Origin of the sequence: Salarchaeum sp. III (genome assembly GCF_036418315.1) — an archaeon.
Taxonomy (GTDB): domain Archaea; phylum Halobacteriota; class Halobacteria; order Halobacteriales; family Halobacteriaceae; genus Salarchaeum.
The window spans coordinates 25,857-50,275 of sequence record NZ_JAZHPG010000019.1; the positions used below are offsets into that span (position 1 = coordinate 25,857).

Annotated in this window: 33 protein-coding genes; 17 read left to right on the forward strand and 16 right to left on the reverse strand. The window is 60.2% G+C overall.

Annotation, left to right across the window (positions count from 1 at the left end; all coding sequences use genetic code 11):
* Nucleotides 1-80: 80 nt before the first annotated feature.
* From U3A55_RS03520 to U3A55_RS03575, 12 genes are all read right to left on the reverse strand, one after another.
* Nucleotides 81-1,841, reverse strand: a complete 1,761-nt coding sequence (locus U3A55_RS03520; RefSeq protein ID WP_330990137.1) for a hypothetical protein — start codon at nucleotides 1,839-1,841, stop codon at nucleotides 81-83.
* Nucleotides 1,842-1,892: 51 nt separating this feature from the next.
* Entirely contained in the window at nucleotides 1,893-2,378 is a 486-nt protein-coding gene (locus tag U3A55_RS03525) for a pilin (protein ID WP_442978263.1), read from the reverse strand.
* Between the two features lie 14 nt (nucleotides 2,379-2,392).
* Nucleotides 2,393-2,662, reverse strand: a complete 270-nt coding sequence (locus U3A55_RS03530; RefSeq protein WP_330990138.1) for a hypothetical protein — start codon at nucleotides 2,660-2,662, stop codon at nucleotides 2,393-2,395.
* A gap of 461 nt (nucleotides 2,663-3,123) precedes the next feature.
* A complete protein-coding gene (locus U3A55_RS03535) occupies nucleotides 3,124-4,113 on the reverse strand; it encodes a WD40/YVTN/BNR-like repeat-containing protein (protein ID WP_135830705.1) in 990 nt (329 codons plus the stop codon).
* Nucleotides 4,114-4,228: 115 nt separating this feature from the next.
* Nucleotides 4,229-4,411 (reverse strand): exodeoxyribonuclease VII small subunit, encoded by a 183-nt coding sequence (locus tag U3A55_RS03540; RefSeq protein ID WP_135830704.1) that lies wholly within the window; start codon nucleotides 4,409-4,411, stop codon nucleotides 4,229-4,231.
* A 2-nt stretch (nucleotides 4,412-4,413) separates the two neighbouring features.
* Nucleotides 4,414-5,466: an exodeoxyribonuclease VII large subunit gene (gene xseA / locus U3A55_RS03545; RefSeq protein WP_330990141.1), complete on the reverse strand. Its 1,053-nt coding sequence runs from the start codon at nucleotides 5,464-5,466 to the stop codon at nucleotides 4,414-4,416.
* A 75-nt stretch (nucleotides 5,467-5,541) separates the two neighbouring features.
* Nucleotides 5,542-5,709 carry a DNA-binding protein gene (locus tag U3A55_RS03550; RefSeq protein WP_004048632.1) on the reverse strand — a complete coding sequence of 56 codons (168 nt, stop codon included), beginning with the start codon at nucleotides 5,707-5,709 and terminating at the stop codon, nucleotides 5,542-5,544.
* A gap of 280 nt (nucleotides 5,710-5,989) precedes the next feature.
* Nucleotides 5,990-6,700 carry a DUF2270 domain-containing protein gene (locus tag U3A55_RS03555; protein WP_330990142.1) on the reverse strand — a complete coding sequence of 237 codons (711 nt, stop codon included), beginning with the start codon at nucleotides 6,698-6,700 and terminating at the stop codon, nucleotides 5,990-5,992.
* A 46-nt stretch (nucleotides 6,701-6,746) separates the two neighbouring features.
* On the reverse strand, nucleotides 6,747-7,142 hold the full coding sequence (locus U3A55_RS03560; protein ID WP_232590376.1) for a DUF302 domain-containing protein: 396 nt from the start codon (nucleotides 7,140-7,142) through the stop codon (nucleotides 6,747-6,749).
* A 142-nt stretch (nucleotides 7,143-7,284) separates the two neighbouring features.
* Nucleotides 7,285-7,857 carry a DsrE/DsrF/DrsH-like family protein gene (locus U3A55_RS03565; protein WP_330990143.1) on the reverse strand — a complete coding sequence of 191 codons (573 nt, stop codon included), beginning with the start codon at nucleotides 7,855-7,857 and terminating at the stop codon, nucleotides 7,285-7,287.
* Between the two features lie 2 nt (nucleotides 7,858-7,859).
* A complete protein-coding gene (locus U3A55_RS03570) occupies nucleotides 7,860-8,243 on the reverse strand; it encodes a DsrE family protein (protein WP_058984916.1) in 384 nt (127 codons plus the stop codon).
* A gap of 4 nt (nucleotides 8,244-8,247) precedes the next feature.
* The gene (locus U3A55_RS03575; RefSeq protein ID WP_058984917.1) at nucleotides 8,248-8,490 is read right to left on the reverse strand and encodes a sulfurtransferase TusA family protein; all 243 of its coding nucleotides are present in this window, start codon (nucleotides 8,488-8,490) and stop codon (nucleotides 8,248-8,250) included.
* A 204-nt stretch (nucleotides 8,491-8,694) separates the two neighbouring features.
* Between U3A55_RS03575 and U3A55_RS03580 the strand changes: the two genes are divergently transcribed.
* From U3A55_RS03580 to U3A55_RS03605, 6 genes are all read left to right on the forward strand, one after another.
* Nucleotides 8,695-9,876 (forward strand): MBL fold metallo-hydrolase, encoded by a 1,182-nt coding sequence (locus tag U3A55_RS03580; protein WP_330990144.1) that lies wholly within the window; start codon nucleotides 8,695-8,697, stop codon nucleotides 9,874-9,876.
* 2 nt (nucleotides 9,877-9,878) lie between these two features.
* A complete protein-coding gene (locus tag U3A55_RS03585) occupies nucleotides 9,879-10,379 on the forward strand; it encodes a YeeE/YedE family protein (RefSeq protein ID WP_058984919.1) in 501 nt (166 codons plus the stop codon).
* Nucleotides 10,376-10,825 (forward strand): DUF6691 family protein, encoded by a 450-nt coding sequence (locus tag U3A55_RS03590; protein ID WP_230892603.1) that lies wholly within the window; start codon nucleotides 10,376-10,378, stop codon nucleotides 10,823-10,825. The genes U3A55_RS03585 and U3A55_RS03590 overlap by 4 nt, the downstream gene beginning before the upstream one ends.
* Nucleotides 10,826-10,915: 90 nt before the next feature.
* On the forward strand, nucleotides 10,916-11,065 hold the full coding sequence (locus U3A55_RS03595) for a DUF7512 family protein (RefSeq protein ID WP_230892604.1): 150 nt from the start codon (nucleotides 10,916-10,918) through the stop codon (nucleotides 11,063-11,065).
* A gap of 29 nt (nucleotides 11,066-11,094) precedes the next feature.
* Nucleotides 11,095-12,066, forward strand: a complete 972-nt coding sequence (locus U3A55_RS03600; RefSeq protein ID WP_197407824.1) for a sulfite exporter TauE/SafE family protein — start codon at nucleotides 11,095-11,097, stop codon at nucleotides 12,064-12,066.
* A 66-nt stretch (nucleotides 12,067-12,132) separates the two neighbouring features.
* The gene (locus tag U3A55_RS03605; RefSeq protein ID WP_330990145.1) at nucleotides 12,133-12,537 is read left to right on the forward strand and encodes a helix-turn-helix domain-containing protein; all 405 of its coding nucleotides are present in this window, start codon (nucleotides 12,133-12,135) and stop codon (nucleotides 12,535-12,537) included.
* Nucleotides 12,538-12,632: 95 nt separating this feature from the next.
* Here the strand turns inward: U3A55_RS03605 and U3A55_RS03610 are convergent, their stop codons facing one another.
* Entirely contained in the window at nucleotides 12,633-13,001 is a 369-nt protein-coding gene (locus tag U3A55_RS03610) for a rhodanese-like domain-containing protein (RefSeq protein ID WP_330990146.1), read from the reverse strand.
* A complete protein-coding gene (locus U3A55_RS03615) occupies nucleotides 12,994-13,557 on the reverse strand; it encodes a class I SAM-dependent methyltransferase (RefSeq protein WP_330990147.1) in 564 nt (187 codons plus the stop codon). Before U3A55_RS03615 ends, U3A55_RS03610 begins: the two co-directional genes overlap by 8 nt.
* Nucleotides 13,558-13,742: 185 nt before the next feature.
* Here U3A55_RS03615 and U3A55_RS03620 point away from each other — a divergent pair, with 185 nt between their 5' ends.
* Entirely contained in the window at nucleotides 13,743-14,867 is a 1,125-nt protein-coding gene (locus tag U3A55_RS03620; protein WP_232590366.1) for an MBL fold metallo-hydrolase, read from the forward strand.
* A gap of 44 nt (nucleotides 14,868-14,911) precedes the next feature.
* Here the strand turns inward: U3A55_RS03620 and U3A55_RS03625 are convergent, their stop codons facing one another.
* Nucleotides 14,912-15,649 carry a helix-turn-helix domain-containing protein gene (locus tag U3A55_RS03625; RefSeq protein WP_330990148.1) on the reverse strand — a complete coding sequence of 246 codons (738 nt, stop codon included), beginning with the start codon at nucleotides 15,647-15,649 and terminating at the stop codon, nucleotides 14,912-14,914.
* An 89-nt stretch (nucleotides 15,650-15,738) separates the two neighbouring features.
* Here U3A55_RS03625 and U3A55_RS03630 point away from each other — a divergent pair, with 89 nt between their 5' ends.
* The 8 genes from U3A55_RS03630 (at nucleotide 15,739) to U3A55_RS03665 (ending at nucleotide 22,734) form a co-directional block, all read left to right on the forward strand.
* A complete protein-coding gene (locus tag U3A55_RS03630; protein WP_330990149.1) occupies nucleotides 15,739-16,851 on the forward strand; it encodes an MBL fold metallo-hydrolase in 1,113 nt (370 codons plus the stop codon).
* Nucleotides 16,852-16,854: 3 nt separating this feature from the next.
* A complete protein-coding gene (locus U3A55_RS03635; RefSeq protein ID WP_330990150.1) occupies nucleotides 16,855-18,114 on the forward strand; it encodes an MFS transporter in 1,260 nt (419 codons plus the stop codon).
* Nucleotides 18,115-18,229: 115 nt separating this feature from the next.
* Nucleotides 18,230-18,643: a thioredoxin gene (gene trxA, locus U3A55_RS03640; protein ID WP_330990151.1), complete on the forward strand. Its 414-nt coding sequence runs from the start codon at nucleotides 18,230-18,232 to the stop codon at nucleotides 18,641-18,643.
* 10 nt (nucleotides 18,644-18,653) lie between these two features.
* Nucleotides 18,654-19,076 carry a hypothetical protein gene (locus tag U3A55_RS03645; RefSeq protein WP_330990152.1) on the forward strand — a complete coding sequence of 141 codons (423 nt, stop codon included), beginning with the start codon at nucleotides 18,654-18,656 and terminating at the stop codon, nucleotides 19,074-19,076.
* A complete protein-coding gene (locus U3A55_RS03650; RefSeq protein ID WP_330990153.1) occupies nucleotides 19,073-20,323 on the forward strand; it encodes a M20 family metallopeptidase in 1,251 nt (416 codons plus the stop codon). Before U3A55_RS03645 ends, U3A55_RS03650 begins: the two co-directional genes overlap by 4 nt.
* Before the next feature lie 186 nt (nucleotides 20,324-20,509).
* Nucleotides 20,510-21,253 carry a DsbA family protein gene (locus tag U3A55_RS03655; RefSeq protein ID WP_330990154.1) on the forward strand — a complete coding sequence of 248 codons (744 nt, stop codon included), beginning with the start codon at nucleotides 20,510-20,512 and terminating at the stop codon, nucleotides 21,251-21,253.
* Entirely contained in the window at nucleotides 21,250-21,798 is a 549-nt protein-coding gene (locus tag U3A55_RS03660) for a hypothetical protein (protein ID WP_232590352.1), read from the forward strand. Before U3A55_RS03655 ends, U3A55_RS03660 begins: the two co-directional genes overlap by 4 nt.
* Before the next feature lie 3 nt (nucleotides 21,799-21,801).
* Complete coding sequence (locus tag U3A55_RS03665) at nucleotides 21,802-22,734, forward strand: cytochrome c biogenesis CcdA family protein (RefSeq protein ID WP_330990155.1); 933 nt, start codon at nucleotides 21,802-21,804, stop codon at nucleotides 22,732-22,734.
* 305 nt (nucleotides 22,735-23,039) lie between these two features.
* Here U3A55_RS03665 and U3A55_RS03670 read toward each other — a convergent pair whose 3' ends face one another.
* The gene (locus tag U3A55_RS03670; RefSeq protein WP_230892614.1) at nucleotides 23,040-23,483 is read right to left on the reverse strand and encodes a hypothetical protein; all 444 of its coding nucleotides are present in this window, start codon (nucleotides 23,481-23,483) and stop codon (nucleotides 23,040-23,042) included.
* A 165-nt stretch (nucleotides 23,484-23,648) separates the two neighbouring features.
* On the opposite strand from U3A55_RS03670, the gene U3A55_RS03675 reads away from it, so the two are divergent.
* Together U3A55_RS03675 and U3A55_RS03680 are read left to right on the forward strand one after the other, a co-directional pair.
* On the forward strand, nucleotides 23,649-24,008 hold the full coding sequence (locus U3A55_RS03675; protein ID WP_232590349.1) for a winged helix-turn-helix domain-containing protein: 360 nt from the start codon (nucleotides 23,649-23,651) through the stop codon (nucleotides 24,006-24,008).
* Nucleotides 24,005-24,292: a DUF7521 family protein gene (locus U3A55_RS03680; RefSeq protein WP_330990156.1), complete on the forward strand. Its 288-nt coding sequence runs from the start codon at nucleotides 24,005-24,007 to the stop codon at nucleotides 24,290-24,292. The genes U3A55_RS03675 and U3A55_RS03680 overlap by 4 nt, the downstream gene beginning before the upstream one ends.
* Nucleotides 24,293-24,419: the final 127 nt, after the last annotated feature.

Genomic DNA, 24,419 nt, shown 5'->3' on the forward strand with positions numbered 1-24,419 from the left:
GACGAGAGTAGCGCTAAGGCCACTGAGAACTGTTCGACGGTCAATACACTTGCCGTGAGTGGGAGCTGTTGTGTTGTCGTTCATGTTCGGTTTGTGAGTCCGAGCAGCGCCCCGTCGGACATGTAGTCGAAGCCGAAAACCAGGACCCCAACGGGGATGAACCAGAGAACCGTTACGACGACGAGCTGGATGAGCGTCTGGAGGTCGGGGAAGTTCGCTGGTGTCTTCGTGACATCCTCCGACGCAGCGTAGGGCTGGTCATTCCGCCACCAAGCGGTCGGGGTGTATTGGCCCCGAACGACAATCGCTGGGTCCGAGATGGTAACGACGGCCATCCCACTGCTGTTGAGCGCCGTGGTCTGGTTCGCGATTGTCACACGGCCGGTCGTGACAGCGTCGCCAGTTGCGCTCTCCGTAACCACCGCACGAACGACCGCGTGGGTCGCGTTTGTTTCAGTGACTGTCAGGGTGAGATTCGTTTCGCGGACGGTCTGCTGCTCGGCGAGGGTAACTGTTTGCGATTGTCCGCGGACGATGCCATACACTGTGACTTCGTGGAAGGCACTCCCGTCGAGGGTTGTGGAACTCAGCGCAATCGAATCTGCGTTCACGTACGGATCCGCAGACTCAAGGTCGATGTTCGACGGCAGTGACGGCCCTGTCTGTTCGGTTCCCCACGTTTCCTCGATAGTGAGCGGGCGCTCACCATCGTCGGTCAGTTCAGTTGGTACGTACGGCGCTTGCCGGCTCGGGAACGCGTGAACTTGGACGGGGCGCACTGACGACTCAGCACGAGACGTGTTGGTCGCGGTGCTGGTGACCATCGTCTGCCAGCCGGATCGCCCGGCCGTGTAGAACCACCAGTTACTCCGGGCCCGAACGTCGCCGTCAACCGTGATCGCCGACCACTCCGTGTTCGGATGGACGACCGCGCCGACCCGGTCTTCGTGGGCCTCGAACTGGACGCGTTTGCCAGTAATGTCCGAAAATTGATTGACAACGACGGACTGTGACGTCGACACCGTTTTCGACGCTTCGAGGGTTTCGACGTCGCGAGTCCAGTCGCCGTCACACCCGGATGTCGATGAGTTCCAGTCCGGACAGTCAAGCGTTATGTGGCGGAGCCGTACCGTGATATTAGCCTCGACGGTCAACTGCTGCGATTCCGAAAGATCGGTGTACTGGAGCGTGGCCTGATGTCCGCTCCCCGAGTCAATAGTTCTCCCATCAGCGGAGAGTTCAACGGACTCGATACTCGTTCGCTCGATCGACCAGCGTTCTCGATGCGATCCGTTCGTATCATCTTGGGGGACGGCAACGCGGTAGTCACTGATCGTGCGGACCTGGCCGTCCGGGGCAATGTATCGCGTCGTTCCGTTCGCGTGATGGAGAATCGTCGACGGCTGAACGCCGAAGATGCTAACATACGCATCCTTGATGTACACACCGTCTTCGAGGAATGCACCGGCAGGATGGACCGAGGAACCTCGACCACCGGGGTTGTAATCTCCGAAATCGCCGCTGTTCCAGTTCGAAGCAGCCTGAGGTGGGCGAGCGAACGGGATGTCCGTTGACCGGGCAAGCCGATGTGCGAACTCAGCACGCGATGAGACGTTTGTGTCGTCGAAATCGTCGACCGAGAGGTTGCCGTTGTCGACGTCTTCCGACCAGAGCCGCTGGAAGGTGCTGTTGTTCACACCGTAGGCGGGCCCGTCGTCAGGAACAGAATCCCTGGGATCCGAGGGGGTGACAACGTCCATCCCGCCGGCGACGACAATTCCAGCGGTGCTACTCACGAGGAGGAGGGCAAGCACGGAGGCCATCGGGCGGGGGGCGTGCATTCTATTCCTGCGAGGGTCGCGGGGACAGTTCACTGGCGATCCCAGATGGGGTTAGAAAGGCTTCACGCAGTCCGAGAAGCCAAAGCCCATCTGGCTGCCGACCTTGTCGATGAGTTCGGGCGAGACGAGCGCAAGGACGACGATGCCGAAGCCAATGCCGGACATGACGAGTTTTTCCTTGGCCTCGTTCTTCCGCTCGGGGTTGCCGCCGGCGCGCATGTACGAGAGGCCAGCCTTCCCGGTGTAGAAGCCGGTTGCAGGGAGGCCAAGGCCAGCGACCGCGCCGAACACGAGGTCGATCCCGGTTGCGACGCCAGTGTTGCAGTACACGTCGCCGACCTGATTCTGGGCAGCGGCGGGACCGACAGCGACGACGAGGAACGCGAGCCCCATCGCAAGGGATACAACTCGTGGGGAAACGCGGGTGAGCGTCGGTTTGAGACGGCTGCTGACCGAGGACTCTGTCGGCTGGTCGTCGGTGGAGGGCGATTCAGTGGCCGATGCATCGCTCGCCGGGTCAGAGGGTGAATCGTTCATGCGGGATTTGTCTGCTAGTCGGTGGAGGGATCTGTCTCGAGCAGGGCGTTCAGGTCATCAATGCTGGAGGTCTGTTCAAGAAGGTCATCGAGGTCTCGACTGGTATCGGTGAGCGCCTCCTCGGCGAGTGTCGAGAGTTCGTCCCGATCGATGTCTCGATACGTCATCAGCTCGGCCAATGCTTCACGGAAGAGCCCGGATACGTTGATGCCGGTCGCCCAGCTGAGGAATAAGGCATCGGCGGGCTTGATCGATACAGTAGTGTTGACGGTGTTCCGTGACATTTGTCAGCTGAGTATGTGTGATTGACCGATATTGTGTGTTGTTCCGTGCTGTCATATATGCTTTTTGTGCGGGTTGTATTCCGGTGAATAATACATACTCTCAGTTATATAAGAAACACTACTGTGGTAGTTCTACAATAACATAATCGCAACACAGCAATACGAAGTGAATGACTCTAACTTCTGCGGGTTGGTCTACACAGTGAGATTAAGATGCCGGAGGAGAAACTCGTCATGCGATGGATAGATGCGGTGACTGTGGCAGTGGAATCCTCGATGGCTATCGCTGCGAAAATTGCGGGAACTTCACCTGTGAGGACTGTTTCGAATATCTCCCCACGAAGGGGCTAATCGTAACCAATCACAAATGCCCCCACTGTGACGAGTGGGCCGTGCTCGATCAATACGCGTAATACAGCTTAGACGCGCTCAAGTCACGGAGCTCCAGTACTGTACTCAATTTAGTAGACTGCCAACGACCGAATCCCCGCTGGCACTTGTCCCGCATCGGTCCACATCCCATTGGCATCGCGGTTGATGAGTCTGCCGTCGTTCGTCCCTGCGAGTACAGTCCCGTCGATAGCCGTCCACGCGAGGACGACTTCCTCCGGCCCACCCGGATACGAAACCGTCTCAAACGTCTCGCCGGAGTCCGTCGACTCGGCCAGTATCGCGTCCGCACCGTTCTCCCCGCTCCACGTCCCTGGCGAGCTTCGTGCTGCCGCTGCGTAGAGCCGGCCATCGAGTGCAAAAGCCTCGCGGAAGTACCGATGATCGAGGTCCGTATCAAGGCGCGTCCAGGACTGACCTGAGTCACGTGTTCGGTAGAGGCCATCACCGGTCGACGCGACATACTCGTCGGGGCCCAGGATGAGAACGTGATGCACGTCGTCGTGGACGCCGTCACTTCGCTCCGCTCGTGACGAGCCTCCGCTCGCTTCGCTCGCGGAGACGCCGTCGCGACGCTCGGTCCACGTATCACCCTGATCGTCACTGACGTGGACGCCGCCGACCTCGACACCGGCAACCACGCGGTCGGGCGTATTGGGATGCACACCGAGACTCCGGATGTGGGCCTCGTTGCGGTGGCGCGGCGTATGCCACTGGTCACGCGACGGGAGGTCCTGGAACCCCTCGAGTTCGTCCCACGAATCGCCGTCGTCAGTCGAGACGTAGAGATGCGCCGGGTGCGTTCCCGCATAGAGGCGCTCGCCATCTGTACTCGCGACGACCGAGTACGCTTCCTCCCGTGGAATACCTAGATCCCCCCATGTCTGTCCCTCGTCCACGGAGCGGTACAGTCCTGACTCCGACGCGGCGAACACGCCGTCCACGGCGGGAAACGTGCGGACGCGAGGGGTGTCACCGCTGTCGAGTACCTGATTGGCGTCCTCGACGGGAGCAGTAGCTGTGCGGTAGACGCCGTCTCGAGTGCCGACGAGAATTGTCATGGTGGGAGTACGTCCGCTGTCTGAATAACCCTCGGGGTGCGCCAGGTAGGACTTAACCAACAGACCGTGAAGAACTTCCGCCCTTGTTGGTTAAGGATTTGCCGTCGAAACTGTACTACTCGAGGTCCACGATGTCTCCGCTGCCGTCATCGAGACGATCACGAACCTCCGCGAGGAGTCGCTGCCCCTCCTCGTAGAGGTCCCCTCCTTCGTCACGGTCGCATTCGGCTTCATCGAGCTGATCGATGATCTCGTCGATACGTTCCAGTCGCTCTGTGATCTCGGCGTCTTTCGTCATCCTCAGAGTACCCCCAGCCATAGGGCAGTGATGACGAGCAGGAGCAGCACAAGGATTGCAATGGTGGCCTTGTAATAGACCGGCGAGACCCCCTCTGGCGTGGTCGCTTCGTCGACCGCTTGCGCCAGTTCCCGGTCGTGTTCGTGTTCCTGTTCGAACGTCTCGTACGCTGCATCGAGTTCTTGTGCGAGCGGTTCGAGTTCGCTGGCGATGAACTCCTCACGGGACACGACAGCTGACTCACCTGCTGCCGTCGGCGTGATCGCTGCGGCATCAGCGACGCGGTCAGCGATGAGTCGGTCATCAGTGTGTCCAATCGCGGTGACCACCGGGGTATTCGCGGTGAAGATCGCCTCCGCGACCCGCTCGGTGTTGAAGGCCTGGAGGTTCGAATCGCTCCCACCGCCCCGACCGACAATGATGGCGTCGACGTCCTCCGAGCGGTCGAGATGATGAATGCCGTTCGCGATGGACGTCGGCGCGTTCGACCCCTGGACGGTTGCGTCCTTCACCAGGATGTCGACGGTGGGGTCCTGTCCGTGGATCGCGTTCTGGATGTCGTACCGGGCGTCTCCTCGAAGGGACGTGACGACGCCGACCCGCTCCGGGAACGCCGGCGGTTGCTGTTTCTGCTCGTCGTCGAACCAGCCCCGCTCTTCGAGTTCGCTTCGCAGTCGCTCGACTGCAGCCGCCTGGTCGCCATCGCCGACGACGATCACTTCCCACGGTTTGAGGTCGATTTTCCCACCCTCGACCCAGTAGTCGATATCGCCCTCGAGGATGACTTCGGTCCCGTCCTCGAGGTCGGCGTCCATCTCCCGGTAACGGTTCGCCCAGATCATACAGGGGAGCTCGGCCTCGCCGTCGGTGAGCGTGAAGTAGAGCGCCGTACTGTTCTTGTGGAGGTCAGTGACCTCCCCGATACAGCGGACGCCGTTGAGGGCAGGCGTGTCTTGGACGACCGACGCGATCCGGGCGTTCAGCTGGGACACGCTAAGGACCTCTCTCGCATCGGGTTCGACTGCCTGCCGTTCGGTATCCGGTGCGTCCGCCATCTCCGTTTCTTAACTTCTGAACAGGAACCTCAAAAAGCTACGTTCGAGTGCCGGGGTGGGCTGCGTTACGCAGGCCTACAGGTCGCGGGGCTGGACCGTCTTCCGGTCGTTGGCCTCGGCACGCTCTGCGGCGTCGTCGAGCAGTTCGGCGACCTCTTCGTTGAGGGCGTCGTAGAAATCTGCCGAGACGTTGTGGTCCGAAAGTGCGTCCTTCACGGCTGCTTTGACGATTAGGTCAGACATTCCATCGGGGATTTCTCTTGTCCACCATATAAAGGTTCGAAGTTCTCACGCCGGGTTCTCGCCTCGTCGTATCGAATATTGGCCTTTGAGCACCAGAGAGGACATATGCCATCCCTCAAAAACGAGGAATGGACGGATGCACGATCTAACTTACACAGCGTGGTCAGCGTGAAATAGAGGTACGACGTGAGTGGGAAAACCAGTATCGGGAGAGCAAAAAATAGGGTTCTACGTAGCACCCATCAGACTGTCCGAGGCAACGGTCAACAAGACAAACTCACTACTTGCGTCGCTGTTCTCGGAGGTTCTCGGTTCGAAGTTCGCCTTTCGCATGCCACGTCCGCGGCCGACACGCGATGATAATCGCGCTGAGATAGAAGAGGCCGACAGTCACGAGGATCACGGGACCTGAAATCATGCCGATTGCTGCACTCTCTACCCACGGCGCGGGAGAGAATGCTGTAATACGGACGAGCCACGCAGCAAGCAGCACCCCAAATAGTGGCAGGTACACGCGTCGGAGGCGGTGAGCGATTGCCTCTTCGGCGCTGATTTTGATGGTCGGCGTACGATAATCTTCGCTGAGCTTTGCTCGCCAGTCTGGATCAACGACGCCGGCTGAAGGGTCGAGTCCGTACGCCCAGACGTTCTCCTGGAGAATCCGAACCCGAGTACGCCAGATTTCGTACCCACGATAGCGACGCGCCTCGATCACAAGGAAGACCGAGAGCGTCGCCACGCCGATGAGGAGGATGTAATGTGGGTTGTTCGGACTTGAAAACGCCCATGTGATGATTGCGGCCATGACGATGACCGCCCAGTTTGTTGTCCGGTCGAGGCGCTCGCGCCAGAGCTTCATCCGATGGATTTCGCCGCGATACAGGTGCGCCATCGCGGAACTGGGCCCCATCTCCTCGTCTAGTAACCCTTCCCCGATATTCCGATACTCGGGGTCAGTTGGGTCGACATCCTCAGAGGCGGGACCCGTCATGGATAGCACGTAGAAGTGAGCATATTACTGTTCGGCTGTCGTGCGATTAGGCGTCTGAGAGTTCGCTGAGGACACGTTCGAATCGCTCCCGAACCTCCGCTGCAACCGAGTCCAGTTCAGGGTTATCAACCACGGAAAGCATAACCTCCGGGTCGACTGCGCTCACGCCGATTTCGCCCTCGTCCGTCTCATACACGACGACGTTACAGGGCAGAAGCGTCCCTAACTGGAGTTCTTCTTCGAGGGCCTGCTGCGCAAGCGGGGGATTGCAGGCGCCAAGAATTCGATACTGGCGGAAGTCTTCGTCTAGTTTCTTCTTGAGCGTCTGTTGGACGTCGATATCACAGAGAACCCCGAACCCCTCCTCTGACAGTGCATTCGTCGTCCGTTCGACGACGTTATCGAATTTACCGTCGACACGCTTGTCCAGAGTATAGGACATACTACTCAATTTAGCTACCTCGCTATTAGGTATTGTGTCCGGGGTTCACCAGAGACGGACCGTACTCGGGGCGGTGACTCACCCGGAAGCTGGCCAAAAACGAGTTCCAGCCACGTTCACCAACAGTTAAGCCGGATTTGCATTAGATGAGAAGCTGGATGTCAGCGTCAGCCATATCCTGAATCGCGGTGGCGGCGCCGACACCGGTCGTTACACCGTCGTAGAAGTCGTCCTCGTCGTAGTCCATGAGATCGATGGTCATCTGGCAGGCCTGGAACTTCACGCCCATGTCGAGAGACGTGTCAATGAGTTCCTCGATGGTGGCCGTATCGTTGTCGTCGATCTTCTTCTCCATCATCCTCGTCGTCACACGGTCCATCCCAGGAAGCGCAGCGACGGCATTCGGGACCGGCATGTTCGGGTTGCCGACCGAACTCAACTGTAGGTCCTTGGAGCGCTCTTCGTGGAGGATGTCGAGTCCCCAGAACGTGTGGAAGACTGTGACCTCGTAGCCGAACGCGGCTGCCGTACTCGCGAGGATGAGCGGCGGGTATGCCATGTCCAGCGTACCCTTCGTCGCGATAATCGACATCTTCGGGTCACTATCGTCCTTCGTCGCCGCGGCGAGTTCAGTCTCCAACTCGTCGATGCGGGCGGCGAGTTCCGCACGGGAGGGTACGTCCTCACCTTGTGGTTGTGACGTATTCGTACTCATCGTTAGAACGTGAACACCTGATCGGCGTTCTCGACTTCATCGAGGAACGTAGCCGCACCCGCGAACTTGGTCGTGACAGTCTCATCAATGGCGTCCTGGTCCCATTCGAGCATGTCGAGGGTCGTCGTGCACGCGACTGTCGTGACGAGATCGCCACCATCAGCCACCAGCGCGTCGAGGAGGTCGTACGGGTTTGGCATCCCCTCTTCGAGTAGCGGCTCGATCTCCGAGAGGTCGTTCTCACCTTCGAGGAGATGGGTGAGTCCATCGAAGGTGAAGTAGACGAGAACCTCGGTGTCGGAGGCGAGCGCCGTGTGGCCGAGGTTCATCGCCATCGCAAGGCTCTTCGGGCTGTCGTTGTCGACGATGATTCCGATTTTCTCCATTGGTTTACTCCGTCTTGCGCACGTAGTGCGTGTACACGTCGTCGCCCTCCTGCTGGTCGACGAGTTCGACGCCGTCGGTCGTGTCCGCCCAGCCGCCGAGATCGCTCATGCTCCCCGGGTCGGTCGCGAGGACCTCGAGGATCTCGCCTTCGGCGAGTTGGTCGATGTTTTGCTTCGTCTTGACAACGGGCATCGGACAGTTTTCGCCTTTCACGTCGAGAGTTTCAGTGGCTTCGTACTGTGTCATGGTAGTGACTTCACTACCCAATATTGGGTGGAGTTAGAAAAGGATATCGATAGTAATTCTCTTAGCCCACAACACACTACCTTCTGTCCAAGTATAACTCGTCTCAGTAGCCCTAATAGTGGTTTTTGACCAATAGAGTGTTGTACTATAGTTGAACTACTATACAAAGCCTTATTTGCGAGCAGTAGATAGAGAGGACTGACGATGACCGACGCGGCAAATCCCGAATCGGACGAAACGGTCGCATCAACCACGCCTGCAGAGCTGAAGCAACGCATCGATAGCGGCGAGAACGTGTTCATCCTCGACGCACGCTCCGAAAGCGACTTCGAGGAATGGCACATCGACGGCGAGAACGTCGACGTCGTCAACTACCCATACTTCGAGCTGCTCGACGAGATCCCGGAGGACCTCCACGAACAGCTCCCCGACGACCGCCGGATCACCGCGCTCTGTGCGAAGGGCGGGTCGAGCGAACTCGTCGCGGACAACCTCGAGGACGCCGGCTACGACGTCGACCACCTCGAACGCGGCATGAAGGGCTGGGCGCGCATCTACGAGTACCAGGAACTCGACGTAGACGTCGACGCCACGGTCGCCCAGTACCGCCGTCCCTCCAGCGGCTGTCTCGCCTACCTCGTCGCCTCGGACGGCGAAGCGGCGGTCGTCGACCCGCTCCGTGCATTCACCGACGAGTACGAACAGGACGCGCGAGCCCTAGGCGCAGACATCGTGTACGCGCTCGACACGCACATCCACGCCGACCACATCTCGGGCGTCCGCGACCTCGCCACGGAGACGGACGCAACGGCCGTCCTCCCCGCGGCCGCCGCCGAGCGCGGTGTCGACTACGACCTGGCCTACGAGACAGTCACCGACGGCGACACACTCTCCGTCGGCGACGTCGAAATCGAGACCATCGCCACGCCCGGCCACACGACCGGGATGACCGCGTACAAGGTCGGCGACGTACTGTTCACGGGGGACGGCCTGTTCACCGAGAGCGTCGCGCGCCCCGACCTCGAAGATCCCGAGGCGGCCAAGGACGCGGCCCGCACGCTCTACGAGAGCCTCCAGGAACAGATCCTTCCCCTCCCCGACGAAACGGCCGTCGCACCGGCACACTTCAGCGACGCGGCGACGCCGAACGACGACGGCACCTACACCGCGGAACTCGGCGACCTGGTCGAGCGGATGGATGCGCTCACCATGGACGAAGACGAGTTCGTCGAGTTCATCGTTTCGGACATGCCGCCGCAGCCGGCGAACTACGAGGACATCATCGCGACGAACCTCGGCCAGCAGTCCCCCGACGACGAGGAAGCCTTCGAGCTGGAGCTCGGCCCGAACAACTGCGCCGCGAGCGAAGAGGCGATGACTAACTAACGATGGAGCCACTTCTCGCACCGCTCGTGCTCGAGACGCCCTTCCCCCGCGGGATACTGCCGTACCTCGTCGGCGGCCTCCTCGTCGGCCTCGGCGCGGCAGTCATCTACCTCGCGACGGGCATCATCGCGGGCGCGAGCACGTTCCTCGAATCCACGCTGTCGTACGTCTCCGACGTCGAGCGGTTCAACCGCTTCAAGTATATCCAGTCGCGCGGCTGGCGGGTCGTGTTCACACTCGGTATCGTCAGTGGCGCAGCTCTCTGGGGGCTCGTCCTCGCGCCCGATCCAACGATCTGGACGACTGACGTCCAGTGGTGGCGGCTGCTCGGCGGCGGCGTCCTCGTCGGCATCGGCACCCGCCTCGGAAAGGGCTGTACGTCTGGCCACGGCGTCTGTGGCGTCGGCTCCCTCTCGAACACGTCGCTCGTGAACGTCGCGACATTCATGGCATTCGCCATTGGAACCGCGCAACTCGTCCAAGCACTGGGGGTGACACCATGAGCGACGAGACGCGAAGCCCATGGTTCCTTCCCGTCATCTACGTCGGGGGGCTGATATTCGGCCTCGGCCTCGCCGTCAGCGGCATGGCGCGTCCCGAGGTCGTGCTGGACTTCCTCCAGTTCGACGACTTCGGACTCGTCTTCGTGATGGGCGGGGCCGCCGTCGTCACCGGCATCACGTTCGCCGTCGCAACGCGCTACCTCGATCGTGCGCCGCTCACAGCGAGCGAGTACACGCGCCGCGTGAAGGAGTTCGACCGCAACGTCGTCGTCGGGGGCGTGATCTTCGGCGTCGGCTGGGGGCTCTCAGGAATCTGTCCTGGCGCCGCCTACGCGAGCTTCGGCGTCGGGAACTATCCGATCCTCTGGGCCATCGGCGGGATGTTCCTCGGCGCGTACGCACAGGGATACGTCCGCTCGCTGACGGGCAGCGAGGAGACGAACTAACAATGTCATCAGAACATACAGTCATCAACGTTCGGCAACAGTATTGTGTAGAAACCGAATTAACGAACAACACTATGAGGGTCGTGTAAGATGTTCGGACTCGAGAACTTGAGTGGTTCCGCGCAGGCTGTCGCCACCGTCGGGGTCGTCCTCGCGGAAGCCTTCGCGCTGTACTTGGCGTACGGCGCACTCAGTAATACGGTCGGAACGACTGTCATCGACGCCCTCGGAGGTGACTAACCGTGGCGATCCTCGGTCTGAGCCTTACCATGGTCGCGGTATTCGTCGGATTCGGCCTACTCATCGGCACCCTGTTCGGGTTCTTCGGGATGGGCGGGTCGTTCCTCGTCACACCTGCACTACTCGTGATGGGCTATCCATCGACAGTCGCCGTCGGAAGCGGACTCGCGTTCGTGTTCGGCACGAGCGTCATCGGCGCGCTCCGCCACCGCGACCACGGCCAGGTTGACTACAAACTCGCAGCGATCATGACCGTCGCGATGACCATCGGCATCGAGGGCGGGAAGAGCGTCGTGTTCTTCCTCGAAGCCACCGGGATGGCCGACCTCATCATCAACGTCGCGTACGTCGGCCTGCTCGCCGCTGTGGGGCTGCTCACGCTCCGGGACGCGTGGTCCGACGACGACGATACCGAGACGAGTAGCGACCTCGCGGACCGCGTCCAATCGATTCACATCCCGCCGATGGTGACGTTACGCGGCGGCGTCCGCGTCTCGGGGACGATTATCTTCGCCGTGGGGCTCGTCATCGGCGTCCTCTCGGGCTTCCTCGGCGTCGGCGGCGGGTTCCTCCTCATGCCGGCGATGATGTACGGGCTCGGGGTTCCTGCTGCAATCGCCGTAGGAACTGACATCCTCCAGATCACGATCTCTGGCGCGTTCGGTGCGTTCACCTATGCCCAGTCGGGCTCGGTCGCGCTGCCCGTCGTCGCGTTCCTGCTCGTCGGGAGCGCGCTCGGGGCTCGCGTCGGGGCGGGTGCGACGAACCTCGTCGACGAGGACGAGATCAAGGGCTACTTCGCGGCGATGCTGCTCGCGGGGAGTCTCGCCGTCGCGTCGAACAAACTCGGGACGGTCTACGGGATCGACCTGCTCAACACGTTGAGCACGGTGCTCATCTTCGGCGCGGCGCTGCTCGTCAGTGGCGCCGTCGTCCTCGCCGCCGTCTGCCGGCTCCGGAACGACCGGACCGGGACGTGGTGCCGGCTCACCACGTCGTAGGTCGGTACAGTATTGTGCCGACTATGCAAACACTTTTGAGGCTCTAACACCTACACTCCGTTAGTAATGGCTGAATCAATGAGTGAGATGCTCCGGCGGGACATGCAGTGTGAGGGACTGCTGGAGTGTTTCCACGACCTCAAGACGATCGACAAGGACATCTTCCAGCTGCTTCAGGACCGCCAGGAACCACTCACCGTCGACGAAATCGCAGAACAGGTCGACCGTGAACGGTCGACCGCGTACCGGAGCGTCCAGCGGCTGCTCCAGGCGGGCTTCATCCAGAAGGAACAGGTGAACTACGAGCAGGGTGGCTACTACCACGTCTACCATCCGCGTGACGCCGACGAGATCACCAACGAGATGCAGCGGACGCTCAACGACTGGTACGCGAAAATGGGCCAGCTCATCGGTGAGTTCGAAGAGAAGTACGAAAACGAATCGCAACCCGCAGCACCCGCTGAGAGTTAACACAGCGTTCCTCAGCTAGAGTATCGCCCTAAATTGGCGACAGTCCGTGACCGCGTGCAAACCGACCTCACCACTGGAGCGTCTCACTCCCCCGGCTATCGGACAATTTTTCGGAGAAAGGAGGCAATCCGATACAGCACTGTATTTCGCTCGTACTGTCGCCATCCAGTAAATCCGCCGGTAAGCGTCGTGGCTGTGTAGCCCGCGTCTTCGAGGTACTCGGTCGCTTTCCGAGCGACGATACCCGCCTTACATACTGTGACGACTTCCGTGTCGTCTGGAATCCTGTCCAGATGCGAGTCGAGCGCTTCGAGACGGCCTTGTTGCAGGTCTCGGTAGACCGGTGCGTTGGTGCTGCCCGAAATGTGGTTCTCCCGGTACTCCTGTTCTGGGCGAATATCGAGAACGAAAACGTCGTCGTCGGATCGACGGTCGTCCAGCTGCGAGGGCCCAATACTACTCATCGGTGATACCCACGACGAGGAACGTCTCCGGTCGGGTCGCCTGGAAGTCGATTTCGAAGCCGGCATCGCGAAGTGCTGACGTCACTTCACCGGCAGCAAAGCGTTCTTCCAACGGCGGGCCATCTTTGCCGGCGCCGTCCGCTGACCAATCGCCGATGACGAGGCGACCGCCAGGAGCGAGAACGCGTGCGAGTTCGGAACGTGCCTGTGCACTTGCAAATTCGTGATACGTCATCGTCGAGACTGCGGTATCTAGTTCGTCGGATTCGAACGGGAGACTATCTACACCAGACGTCACGAGCTCGGTGTTCTCCGGAACACCCTTGTCGCGGTAGTACTCGTGCATCGCCTCTTGGATATCAATTGCATAGACCTGACCAACGTGCGGCGCGATTGTATCTGTGTAGAAGCCGGTTCCGCTACCCAGATCAGCGACTGTCTCGAATCCATTCGGATCAAGGGCCCAGAGAAGCTCCTCTCGAGAGAGATACCGATACCGTGTCGCCGCGTCCTCGAGTTTCGTCGCTTTGGCAGCATCGAATGTGTGATGACCCATACCTAGGCAGTTGTGGGCGAATTATGAAATAGTTGGCGACCCAGACATCAGTTACAGCCGGTCTGTTTCAAGCCACTAATTATATTTTGGGGCGATATACCGGCATTGTCGTAGGAATAGGCGAACCCTCCAATAACCCGCTCCCAACACATTTATATCCGCCCGACTGTGTAGTATTGGCTGTAATGAGCAATACTGATATCGAGGCGTCCGAGGTCGCACGCCGCATCGCCGAGGACGACGCCGAGGACCTATTCGTCCTCGACGTCCGCAACGAGGACGACTACGAGGAGTGGCAGATCCCGGGAAGCACGAACGTTCCCATCTACGACGAACTCCTCCAGTACGACTATTCGGGACTGGAAGACAATCTCGACGACCTCCCCGAAGATGAAGAAATCGCTGTCGTCTGTGTCGGGGGCGTCACGTCCGCCCGCGCTGCCGACTTCCTCCGCGAACACGGGTTCGACGCCAAATCCATCCCCAACGGCATGAACGCCTGGGGACGCGTCCACCGCGAATACGACGTGGATAGCGCCGACGGCATCACCCAGATCGTTCGCCCCGGGACGGGCTGTGTGTCCTACCTCGCACACGACGGCGACAAAGCCGTCGTCGTCGACCCGACCCAGTACATCGACCGGTACCTGAACGTCGCGGACGACAACGACCTCGACATCATCGGGGTCGCTGACACGCACGCGCACGCCGACCACGTCTCCGGCGCCCGCCGCCTCGCCGGCGAACTCGACGTCCCCTACTACCTCCACTCCGAGGATGCGGGCGAACTCGACGACGTCACCGAAATCGAGGATGGAGACACCATTGCCGTCGGCGACCGAGCCCTCGATGTGCTGCACACGCCCGGCCACACGCCCGGCAGTGTCTCGTTCCGGTTCGACGACGCGCTCCTCTCCGGGGACACGCTGTTCCTGCGGAGCGTCGGTCGACCCGACCTCGAGGATGGCTCCGAGGAGGCCGTTCGCGAGGCGTCCAGCCGGCTATTCGACAGCCTCACCACGCTAACCGATCTCTCAGACGAGACGGTCGTCCTCCCCGGTCACTTCAGTGATGAGGAGGTTCGGCCGCTTGCGACGGCGCTCGGCGACCTGCAGGCGGAGACGACGAACGAACTGCTGAGCTACGTCGAGGACGGCGACGAGGAGACGTTCGTCGAGACCATCGTCGAGAGTCTCGCCGAGGAGCCCGCGAACTACAACGAGATCAAGCAGATCAACTGGGGCAAAGAACAGCCCAGTGGCGACGTCGAGACGCTCGAACTCGGCCCCAATAACTGCGCCGCGAACTAAGCAGACGAGAACCTGGAACCTACCGTCTCAACTCCTCGGCCGGGTTAGTCGGCGGCCTGTTCTTCCTGCGGGGTTGTTTCGACCTGTAGCGGGTTCGATGTCGTCGTCGTCGCGGTGACTAACCGGAGGAACTGACCCGCGTTCGTGAGCAGTTTGTTCTCCGCCTTTCGAAGGTGTTCCTCGTACGTCGACCGAGCGACGGACGTCTGCTCGGCGAGGTCACGCAGCGACGTCTTCCGTGGCTGTTCGTAGTAGCCCGTTTCGAGCGCTAACTGGAGTGCTGCCACCTGCCGGTCTGTGAGGTTTTCGAAGAGCTGGTCGACCGGGGCCAACATACTGTGCGGAACCTGCTTCTCTGAAATCGGGGTTTTCGAGAGGAGTTCGATCTCCCTATCAGAGCGCAAGTCACCGAGCAGCGCCCGGATGTCTTCTCCATCAAACGCAATCACCGTGTAGTGCTCCCAGCCCTGTCGGTAGATCGTCGGGGACTGATACAGGCAATTATGTTCCTCGAATCGGTCGATGATAGATTCCTCGAGCGAGCAGAGACAGGACTGCGTAACGACGTGATACCCGTCCTCGTCCGCTGACTCGTGCAGCACGGTGCCGAGCTGATCGATCTCCTCGAGTAACTCGTCGGTGGGCGTCGCCTCGGATGTGATTTCGAGAACTTGGCAGTCGCTCAGCGGCCACTCGCGTATCGTTAAGTCCGGATAGTGTTCCGATATCGACCGGTACGGACACTCGTGTTTAACCCGGATCGACGCCTCATACAGACTCATACGAACACATTTGGCCTCGTCAAAATTAACAGTGCCGGTCATGTCCGGCAGTAGTCTGTTGCCGGTCTCCCTCCTACACGGAAACACAGATGGAGGAACTACCGCCGGACGAATTTAGCGAACTGGTACACGACGGCGACGAAGACCTGCTCGTCGTCGATATCCGCCACGAAGAGGACTTCGAGGACTGGCATATCCCGGGGAGTGTCAACGTCGATGTCTACGACGAACTCACTGAAGACCCCGAACAGGCCAAAGACGCCCTCTCCGACCTTCCCCGTGAGAAGCGGATTGTCACGGTCTGTGCCGCAGGTGTCGTCTCCCAGACTGCGACAGAGGTCCTTAACGAGCTGGGCTACGACGCAGTAACGCTTACCGACGGGATGAATGGATGGAGCCGCATCCATCGGCACGCAGAAGTACCAGCCGACCTCGATAGTACGCTCGTTCAGGTCGCGCGTCCGGGAAAGGGCTGTCTTTCACACGCTCTCATCTCGGACGGGGAGGCTGCCGTCTTCGACCCGTCGCACTATCTCGACGAGTACGAACTGATTCTCGACGAGCACGATGCCACCCTCGTCGGCGTCTTCGACACGCACGCCCACGCCGACCACGTCTCGGGTGCGGCAGAACTCGCCGACCGGCACGGCGTCCCCTACTACCTCCACCCGAAAGACGCGCTCGCGCTCGACGCGACACCCCTCGAAGACGGCCAGGCCGTAACGGTCGGACAGACCGACGTCGAGGTCATTCACACGCCGGGCCACAGCGAGGGAAGCGTCTCGTTCGACATCGAGGGTGCGGCGTTGCTCACGGGCGACACACTCTTCCACGAGAGCGTGGGCCGCGTCGAACTCGGCGTCGAAGCAGGCATCGAGAATTCCGATGTCGAACAGAACGCGGCTACACTCTACGAGAGCCTTCAGCGATTGCTCGATCGACCGGACGACGCGCTCGTCCTGCCGGCTCACGATCCTGGGTCCCCTGAACCGCCAGTCGCTGCGACCCTTGCTAAAGTCAAAGACCGGAACGACGATCTGGGCCGCGGCCGGGAGGAGTTCGTCGAGGAACTAGCAGCTGACATTCCGGACCACCCGCCGAACTTCGAGCGTGTCAAGCGGACGAACGTGGGACAAGAATCAGTTCCAGCCAACGAACTCGCCGAGCTGGAACTGGGCCCCAACAACTGCGCCGCCGAGTAATCCATGAGCACGGAACTCGCACAGAAACAGGGTATCCGTGAGCACCTCGGACAGTTCTCACTCCACGTCCTGCTCGTGTTCGCCACCGGATTGACCATCGGGTCCGAACGCGCGGTCGTCCCAGTGCTGGGCCGGGACGTACTCGGGGTGGAGTCCTTGCTCGTCATCGGCTCGTTCGTCGTTTCCTTCGGCTTCGTCAAGGGGCTCCTGAACCTCTACGCCGGGAAATGGGGCGGCGAGTACGGCCGCAAGCCTGTACTCGTCCTCGGCTGGGCGACCGCGCTCCCGCTACCCATCATCCTCATTTACGCCCCGAGCTGGGCGTGGATCACTGTCGGGAACGTCTTACTGGGGGTCAACCAGGCGTTGACCTGGAGTATGGCGATCAACGCCAAGATCGACATCGCGGGCCCCGACCAGCGCGGCCTTGCGGTCGGTATCGACGAAGCGTTCGGGTACACCGGCGTCGCCGTCGGCGCCTGGGTGACGGGCGTCATCGCGGCCCGGACGAGTCTCCGGCCCGAGCCGTTCTACTTCCTCGCGGCCGTCGTCGTGCTCGCGTTCCTCGTCTCCATCTTCCTCATCAAGGAGACCGTCCACCTCGCGGAGTTAGAGGTCGAGGATGACGACCACCACGACGCGAACCTCCCGTTCGTCGAGGTCCTGAAGCGCGCGACCTACGGCGACAAGACGCTGTTCGCCGCCGCCCAGGCGGGACACATCGAGAAGTTCGTCGACACGCTGTTCTGGCTCGCCGTCCCGCTGTATCTCACCAGTCGAGGGCTCGGCATCGCGGCGGTCGGATTCGTCGTCGCCGTCCACAGCGCGATGTACTTCCTCCAGATCGCGACCGGCGGCCTCGCCGACCGGATCGGACGCCGACCACCGGTCCTCGTCGGGATGTTCCTCGCCGGCGCGGGCGTCCTCGGAATGGTTCTCGTCGACGGCTACCTCCCATGGGTTGTACTCTCCGGGGTGTCGGGGCTCGGGATGGCGTTGCTCTACCCGAACCTGATGACAGTGCCTGGAGACGCCGCGCACCCGACGTGGCGTGCGACCGGCATGGGCGTCTACCGGATGTGGCGCGACACCGGCTACGGCGTCGGCGCCATCCTCATCGGCCTCTCGATGGAGTTGCTGAGCATCGAGGCCGCGTTCTACGTGATTGCCCTGTTGATGTTCGTCTCGGGAGCGATCGTGTACGTCTGGATGAAGGAAACCCATCCCGACTTCGGGACGCACGAACCGCCCGCTCCGGAGTAACCAGGTACAGCTCTCTCACTGACTTCCCGAGGCATCACGTCGAACCCGTTCGCCAGCACAGTATTGTGACATTCGTGCAAAACAACTAAATCGTCGCGCGTCGAAGAACCACAGCATGGCGGAGAATTTAGAGGAGATTCGACAGCGGAAACTGGAGAAGCTTCGTGACAGAGCCGAGTCAGCGCAGACGACCGAGGCTACCACGCAGACTCCAATGACGCCGATCCAGATCAACGGACAGGCCGCGCTGACTGAAACTGTCGACGAGCACGACGTCGTGCTCGTGGACTTCTACGCGGACTGGTGTGGGCCGTGCCAGATGCTCGAACCAGTCGTCGAAACCATCGCCGCCGACACCGACGCGACGGTCGCAAAGGTCGATATTGACGCGAACCAACAGCTCGCCGCCGAGTACGGCGTTCGAAGCGTCCCCACGCTCGTCCTGTTCGCGGACGAGCAGCCGGTTGAGCGGCTGATCGGAATGCAAGACGAATCACGGCTTCGCACCGTTATCGAAAACCACATTTGAGCGACCCACAATGGCCGACAACCACTCGTCATCAGACCAGCAGACCGCCAGTAATCAGTCGATCTCCGACGTTGCGCGAAGACTTGAATCGCCGTTGACCGACACCGTCGGTGAGTCACTGGTCGGCATCGCCACCTACGAGAACGGCGAGTACAGCGTCCCGTACCGGGACAGCGATGCGTCCGCCCAGTACACGACGGCGGATATCACCGCGATCCTGGAGAACGTTCAGCTAGAGGGCATCGGTATTCCAGCGTACGAAGACCACCACGGACAGTCGTTACGCGCGACTGCTCGCGTCTACGAGGATGTAGTTACAGTCTTGGTGCCGGTCACGGACACTACGGGCCTCGTCGTCGCCCTTCGAAACGATACGGAGCACGACCCGTACGAAGTCATCCAAACGGTCGAAGCCGCGGTTTCAGAGCGATGAATGAGGGGAGTCTCGCCGAGTACGTGCACACCCACCGCGAGGAACTGGTCGCGCTCGGTCTGGATCTCCTCGCAATCGATACGTCCAACCCACCCGGCGATACGCGCGAAATCGTTGCCGAGATCGAGGAGTTCCTCGACCCGCTTCCCGTCGACGTCGAGCGGTTCGCGGTCGATCCGGCGAAGCCGAACCTGCTCGTTCGGGTTCCCGGTGAGTCGGACCGCACGCTGCTATACAACGGCCACCTCGATACCGTTCCGTTCGACGACGAGGCGTGGGCGCACGACCCCCTGGGAGAACGTGTGGATGACCGCGTCTACGGCCGGGGCGCAACCGATATGAAGGGCGCTGTGGCGTCGATGCTGTTCACGATTCAAGCCTTCGCAGCTACCGACACTGAGCCGTCCGTCGACCTCCTGTTTGCGTTCGTGAGCGACGAGGAAGTAGGCGGTGACGCAGGCTTGCCCGCGCTACTAGAGAACGGAGAGCTCAACGCGGATGCCTGTGTTATCGGGGAGCCGACCTGCGAGGCGGGCCGGCACTCCGTCACGGTCGCGGACCGGGGCAGTATCTGGCTGACGCTCGAAGCCAGCGGCGAGAGTGCCCATGGCTCCCGGCCAGTACTCGGCGTCAACGCAATTGACCGACTCTACAATGCCGTGGAGACCGTGCGCGAACGGTTCGGCACCCAGCGACTCGATATTGACCCTGACGTGGAGCCGATCGTCGAAGAGTCCATCGAATACTACAGCCCGTCGATGGGCGAAGACGCCGCTCGCGATCTGTTCCAGTATCCCTCGATCAATCTCGGCATCCTTGAGGGGGGCGACGCGATTAACAGCGTCCCGCAGTCCGCTCGCGCCGAAATCGACGTGCGGTTGACAGCGGGTGTCCACACGCCCGACGTGCTCGCGGGGATTCGGGAGTGTGTTGCCGACTGCAAGGGTATCACGATAGCCGACGTCTCGTGGAGCGTCGGGACCGCCGAGCCTCCCGGCAGTCCGTTCGTCGAAGCTGTCGCGTCGACGGCGGCGGACGTCACGGGCGAGCGTGTCTTCCGGCGGAGTGCCACGGGCGGCGGGGACGCCAAGACCCTCCGAAACGCGGGGGTGTCGACTGTCGAGTTCGCGCTCGGAACCGACACCGTCCACGCGCCCGACGAATACGTCCCCGTCGACGTGTTCGTCGACAACGCGGTCGTCTACGCACAGCTTCCGACTGCGTGGCAGTTCCAGATAGATCAGTAGCCGCCCATAGATACATTGTACTGACTACTTCGATGGGGAGACTCCAACTGGTGTTCTTCAAAACCGAGTGGACTTCTTCTAATTGCAATCCCTTGTAGCGTGCTGCCCACTATCCGCACTGGGCGCATTTTTGCAGACCCTGCAAATCGCCATTCCAGCCATATATGGCGAGGGCGCAATCCGGGTATGGATATTCCGTCTCCGATCACACGACGGCGTGCGGTTCTTGGTGGTATCGGAACGGTCCTCGCTGGTGGTAGCATCGTCTACGGAGCTTCGAGACTAGACGCAAGCCAGGATTCGAAAGTTCCGACTGCGGCCCCGTTCCACACCAGTTCCAACACGACCGGGTTTGAAATTGACCTGCAGGGCCATCCGATAATGGGGCCATTAGACGCCCCTATCGATATGTACTACTGGAGTGACTACCAGTGCCCCTTCTGCCGTCGCTTCGAGCAGAATACGCTTCCGAAGATAATCCGGAACCACGTCCAATCGGGCACCGTTCGGGTCGTCTTCATCGAGTTTCCCTACATGGGCAAAACGTCGATGACCGCTGCGGTGATGGATCGCTGTGTCTGGCGGCAGGTGAGAGAGGACACCCCCGAGGCGTATTGGCGGTGGCATTCGACGCTCTTTGACAAGCAGGGCTCAAAGAACTCGGGATGGGCGTCGAAAGCGAATCTCCTGGAGATCACTCGAGGCGTCGACGGTGTCGATGCAAGTGCTGTCGATTCGTGTATGCAGACCCATCGAAGCGAGATTGAGGCGTCGATTAACAAGGATATGAGCCGGGCGGCACAGTTCGGGATCCGTGGGACGCCTGCGTTCATTCTCTACAATCGCGATGTAGATGCCGCTGGCAAACTCGTCGGGGCACAGCCATACGACCGATTCGACGAAGCAATCACACGGGTGCAGAACGCATGATCGCCCTGCGTCTCGAACACCACACCGAACAGCTTCTGGCAGCACTGGCCTATCCGCTGACGTCTACGATACGGGGACTCCTGTTCGTCGGGGTCTCCGTCGCAACCTACGTCCTTCTAATTTTGAGTTCATTCCCGGAGTACTCGATGCAGATGCTCGGTGCCAACCTCAGGTATCTCGATACTGCACTCGTGGCGCTCACTGCGAACACGTACGCGACAATTGGAGCCATCGGCCTCGGGCTGATTGTTGGGTATGCAATCTTAACTGGCGTCGCGGTCACGAACGTAGCTGGTCGAGTAGCTCAGGTCGGACTCTCAGGATCCAGAGGGTTGTCGAGTGCGATTCCCGGTCTGCTCGCATCCGGCTGTGCGAGCTGTGGCGCGGGTGTTCTCGGCCTCATGGGGTTCGCTGGTGCATTAGCAGCGATGCCGTTTCACGGGAACCTGCTCCGTGTTGGTGGCCTCACGCTTCTGATTGGGTACCTCGCTCGTGCTGGCGACCCACGCTACTGTACGATCGACTCAGCTACGGAGGGGGAGTGACCGATGGCACTGTTTGCTTCATCATCACTACTAGTGGCGGCGTACGCTGCGGGTGTCTTGATGTTCTTTGCTCCGTGTAGTGTTGGGCTCCTCCCTGCGTACCTCTCGTACTTTTATACACAAGGCGAAGATGCAGTGCGAGCAGACCAATCGGACGCGTCTGGTCCTGTCCGGATAGCATTCCTGGTTAATGGCATTCTTGTGTTTCTCGTCGGGGCGATTCCGCTCTTCTACATGTCGGTTGCCGGTATTCGGGTTTTGCTCCCCGGCTATGAGTTGATCGTTCCACTCGCGAAACTCGGAACAGGGAGTTACTATCCCCCAGTCGCCGTTGTCGTCGTCGGCACACTCCTCATGCTCTTGGGGCTCGGCCGACGCGCAGTGATTGATGGGCTTCGCGTCGGCGGGTTCGTGACGGCCGGCGTAGTCACCGTCTATCTGCTTATTGGCGGTGTCGTGCTTCTCCTCGGCCAGTGGATCGAACCGTATCTCGTGTCGATGGAACTCCTCGTTGGGCCGCTCTTGATCGGTATCGGTATCATGTACTACTACAACCTTTCTCCGCTGCAGTCGATCCGCCTCCCTGAGCGAGATTCAGCAACGATTCCAGCCTTCTTTGTGTTCGGTATCGTGTACGGAGTTGGCAGCCTAGCGTGTAATCTGCCGGTCTTTCTGGGGATGATTCTCACGTCATTCACGACGGAAGGGCTCGTGCAGGGACTTGCCGTGTTTGGCTCATTCGGAGCGGGTATGGGGACACTCGTTCTCGGTGTCAGTGTGGTCGCACGCGTTACGGGGAGTTCACTCTCGCTTGGCAAATACGGACAGTCCGCTCGCTACGCTGGCAGTCTGGCCTTCGTCGTGATCGGCGTCTACGTGACGTGGTACTCGCTCCGGTCGTTCGGGTATCTCCCTGGCGGAGCGATGTTCGGATAGACCGGACAGTAGTGACTCATCCTTGTCTAGAGGACTCACGTTTCGCAGGATTTGGAGTCTGACCGAAATCGGTATACAAAGCCGAGAACCCCAACTGTTAGTGCCGCCACTAGTATTCGGATGAGTCCGCCTCCGAGGGCCGCCGTTGCACCACCAGCAGCGGTAGCTCCGGCAGCGCCTGTCGCGGCCGGAGCGGCAAAGAGACAACAGAGACTCAGTGCGCCACCGAGTCCGAGCAGTGACCAGCGGCGCCGTGAACCCGTCTCGTCGGTTGGTTCTGTTTGAGTATCTGTCATTTGGCTGGTCTACTGATGTGTGGTCGTCTGCTTCGGTTCTACCTCACAGGACTCACACGGACGTTGCGAGCGAACGTACAGAAGCCCGGCGAAGAGCGCAACACTCACAACTCCCAGAAGCGGCCGGAGCGGGTCGAAGTACGTCATTAGCGCGGAACTGCTAAACAGGGCAAGCAAAAACGCGTTGCAGATCGGGCATCCAAACGCTAGAAATCCGAGAACAGCACCCGCAGTTGCAGTCTTTTCGTCGCCACGCTGCTCCGTTGTTCGCTGTAACACGTAGAAGCCCAGGAATCCAGCAGTGAGAGCGAGAAAGAGATAATCCAACAGCGTTCGGGGAACCATCCGAACGTAGACCGGATTGGGAATCAATCCAGTGACGACCCCGAACAGTACAAACGACCCGACGCTGATAGCCGCCGCTTTGAGATGCCGTCTCTGAAACCGTCTCATCAGTACTATCGCTCGAGTTGCTGGGCTGTAAAGGACGCTGTCTGTTTGCACTATTCGCAAAAAGCCTTGTACGACAATACGACTCTCTGAACGGGGAAATCTCAGCCCACGAACCTGGATCGGGTGAACCACCGAATCTTTACGCCCACCTCACAATGCAGAGATATGGAGAGTCGTGAGGGCAATCCGTCCGCGTCCCTCCTCGAAGTCTTTGCGGACGACTACTCACGCACGATTCTACTTGCAGCTGAGGAGGAGCCACGAACGGCAAAGGATCTTAGCGAGGTCTGTGACGCGTCGCTGGCGACCATTTACCGTCGCATCTCCACATTACGGGGCCATGATCTCATTGCCGTCCATTCGACGATCGGCTCCGGTGGAGAGCACAAACAGCTGTTCGAGACGACGGTCGAGGCGTTCCACGTTTCAATCGCCGACGGTGAGTTCGAACTCTCCGTCGAAACACGTGATGAACTCGCCGATAATTTCGCTTCGCTTTGGGAGAACTTCCGGGAGAGCACATGATCAGCCCGTCAATCGTCGTCGTCAAGCTGATTACGCTGTTTCTCAGCCTTCTGGTCGCGTACCTCGCCTTCTACGCATACAAGCGGAGTGAGAGCCATCCAATGCTCTACGTTTCTGTCGGCTTCGTATTCATAGGAATCGGAGCTATCTGTGAAGGCCTCGTCTACAGTGTGTTGGGAACGTCGCTGTTCTCAGCGGCCCTCATACAGGCAGTACTCGTCTCATTTGGGATGGTGCTGATATTACGTTCGGTGATGTCTGATTCGAATAACGAGGCTATCTAACCCGACAATTGTGTGCTCGTGGCATCCACGGATGGCCCTCGCATCGCTTTACTCTCATTCAATAGCTCTGAGACGAAAGACATGTCCGGCCTATATTGTATAGTAAGCCCAAGACTATTAACGATCT

Bases quoted from the DNA above. Each gene is read 5' to 3' on its own strand.
- U3A55_RS03520 (WP_330990137.1), bottom strand. From the start codon at position 1,841: ATGCACGCCCCCCGCCCGATGGCCTCCGTGCTTGCCCTCCTCCTCGTG.
- U3A55_RS03525 (WP_442978263.1), bottom strand. From the start codon at position 2,378: ATGAACGATTCACCCTCTGACCCGGCGAGCGATGCATCGGCCACTGAA.
- U3A55_RS03530 (WP_330990138.1), bottom strand. From the start codon at position 2,662: ATGTCACGGAACACCGTCAACACTACTGTATCGATCAAGCCCGCCGAT.
- U3A55_RS03535 (WP_135830705.1), bottom strand. From the start codon at position 4,113: ATGACAATTCTCGTCGGCACTCGAGACGGCGTCTACCGCACAGCTACT.
- U3A55_RS03540 (WP_135830704.1), bottom strand. From the start codon at position 4,411: ATGACGAAAGACGCCGAGATCACAGAGCGACTGGAACGTATCGACGAG.
- xseA (WP_330990141.1), bottom strand. From the start codon at position 5,466: ATGGCGGACGCACCGGATACCGAACGGCAGGCAGTCGAACCCGATGCG.
- U3A55_RS03550 (WP_004048632.1), bottom strand. From the start codon at position 5,709: ATGTCTGACCTAATCGTCAAAGCAGCCGTGAAGGACGCACTTTCGGAC.
- U3A55_RS03555 (WP_330990142.1), bottom strand. From the start codon at position 6,700: ATGACGGGTCCCGCCTCTGAGGATGTCGACCCAACTGACCCCGAGTAT.
- U3A55_RS03560 (WP_232590376.1), bottom strand. From the start codon at position 7,142: ATGTCCTATACTCTGGACAAGCGTGTCGACGGTAAATTCGATAACGTC.
- U3A55_RS03565 (WP_330990143.1), bottom strand. From the start codon at position 7,857: ATGAGTACGAATACGTCACAACCACAAGGTGAGGACGTACCCTCCCGT.
- U3A55_RS03570 (WP_058984916.1), bottom strand. From the start codon at position 8,243: ATGGAGAAAATCGGAATCATCGTCGACAACGACAGCCCGAAGAGCCTT.
- U3A55_RS03575 (WP_058984917.1), bottom strand. From the start codon at position 8,490: ATGACACAGTACGAAGCCACTGAAACTCTCGACGTGAAAGGCGAAAAC.
- U3A55_RS03580 (WP_330990144.1), top strand. From the start codon at position 8,695: ATGACCGACGCGGCAAATCCCGAATCGGACGAAACGGTCGCATCAACC.
- U3A55_RS03585 (WP_058984919.1), top strand. From the start codon at position 9,879: ATGGAGCCACTTCTCGCACCGCTCGTGCTCGAGACGCCCTTCCCCCGC.
- U3A55_RS03590 (WP_230892603.1), top strand. From the start codon at position 10,376: ATGAGCGACGAGACGCGAAGCCCATGGTTCCTTCCCGTCATCTACGTC.
- U3A55_RS03595 (WP_230892604.1), top strand. From the start codon at position 10,916: ATGTTCGGACTCGAGAACTTGAGTGGTTCCGCGCAGGCTGTCGCCACC.
- U3A55_RS03600 (WP_197407824.1), top strand. From the start codon at position 11,095: ATGGTCGCGGTATTCGTCGGATTCGGCCTACTCATCGGCACCCTGTTC.
- U3A55_RS03605 (WP_330990145.1), top strand. From the start codon at position 12,133: ATGGCTGAATCAATGAGTGAGATGCTCCGGCGGGACATGCAGTGTGAG.
- U3A55_RS03610 (WP_330990146.1), bottom strand. From the start codon at position 13,001: ATGAGTAGTATTGGGCCCTCGCAGCTGGACGACCGTCGATCCGACGAC.
- U3A55_RS03615 (WP_330990147.1), bottom strand. From the start codon at position 13,557: ATGGGTCATCACACATTCGATGCTGCCAAAGCGACGAAACTCGAGGAC.
- U3A55_RS03620 (WP_232590366.1), top strand. From the start codon at position 13,743: ATGAGCAATACTGATATCGAGGCGTCCGAGGTCGCACGCCGCATCGCC.
- U3A55_RS03625 (WP_330990148.1), bottom strand. From the start codon at position 15,649: ATGAGTCTGTATGAGGCGTCGATCCGGGTTAAACACGAGTGTCCGTAC.
- U3A55_RS03630 (WP_330990149.1), top strand. From the start codon at position 15,739: ATGGAGGAACTACCGCCGGACGAATTTAGCGAACTGGTACACGACGGC.
- U3A55_RS03635 (WP_330990150.1), top strand. From the start codon at position 16,855: ATGAGCACGGAACTCGCACAGAAACAGGGTATCCGTGAGCACCTCGGA.
- trxA (WP_330990151.1), top strand. From the start codon at position 18,230: ATGGCGGAGAATTTAGAGGAGATTCGACAGCGGAAACTGGAGAAGCTT.
- U3A55_RS03645 (WP_330990152.1), top strand. From the start codon at position 18,654: ATGGCCGACAACCACTCGTCATCAGACCAGCAGACCGCCAGTAATCAG.
- U3A55_RS03650 (WP_330990153.1), top strand. From the start codon at position 19,073: ATGAATGAGGGGAGTCTCGCCGAGTACGTGCACACCCACCGCGAGGAA.
- U3A55_RS03655 (WP_330990154.1), top strand. From the start codon at position 20,510: ATGGATATTCCGTCTCCGATCACACGACGGCGTGCGGTTCTTGGTGGT.
- U3A55_RS03660 (WP_232590352.1), top strand. From the start codon at position 21,250: ATGATCGCCCTGCGTCTCGAACACCACACCGAACAGCTTCTGGCAGCA.
- U3A55_RS03665 (WP_330990155.1), top strand. From the start codon at position 21,802: ATGGCACTGTTTGCTTCATCATCACTACTAGTGGCGGCGTACGCTGCG.
- U3A55_RS03670 (WP_230892614.1), bottom strand. From the start codon at position 23,483: ATGAGACGGTTTCAGAGACGGCATCTCAAAGCGGCGGCTATCAGCGTC.
- U3A55_RS03675 (WP_232590349.1), top strand. From the start codon at position 23,649: ATGGAGAGTCGTGAGGGCAATCCGTCCGCGTCCCTCCTCGAAGTCTTT.
- U3A55_RS03680 (WP_330990156.1), top strand. From the start codon at position 24,005: ATGATCAGCCCGTCAATCGTCGTCGTCAAGCTGATTACGCTGTTTCTC.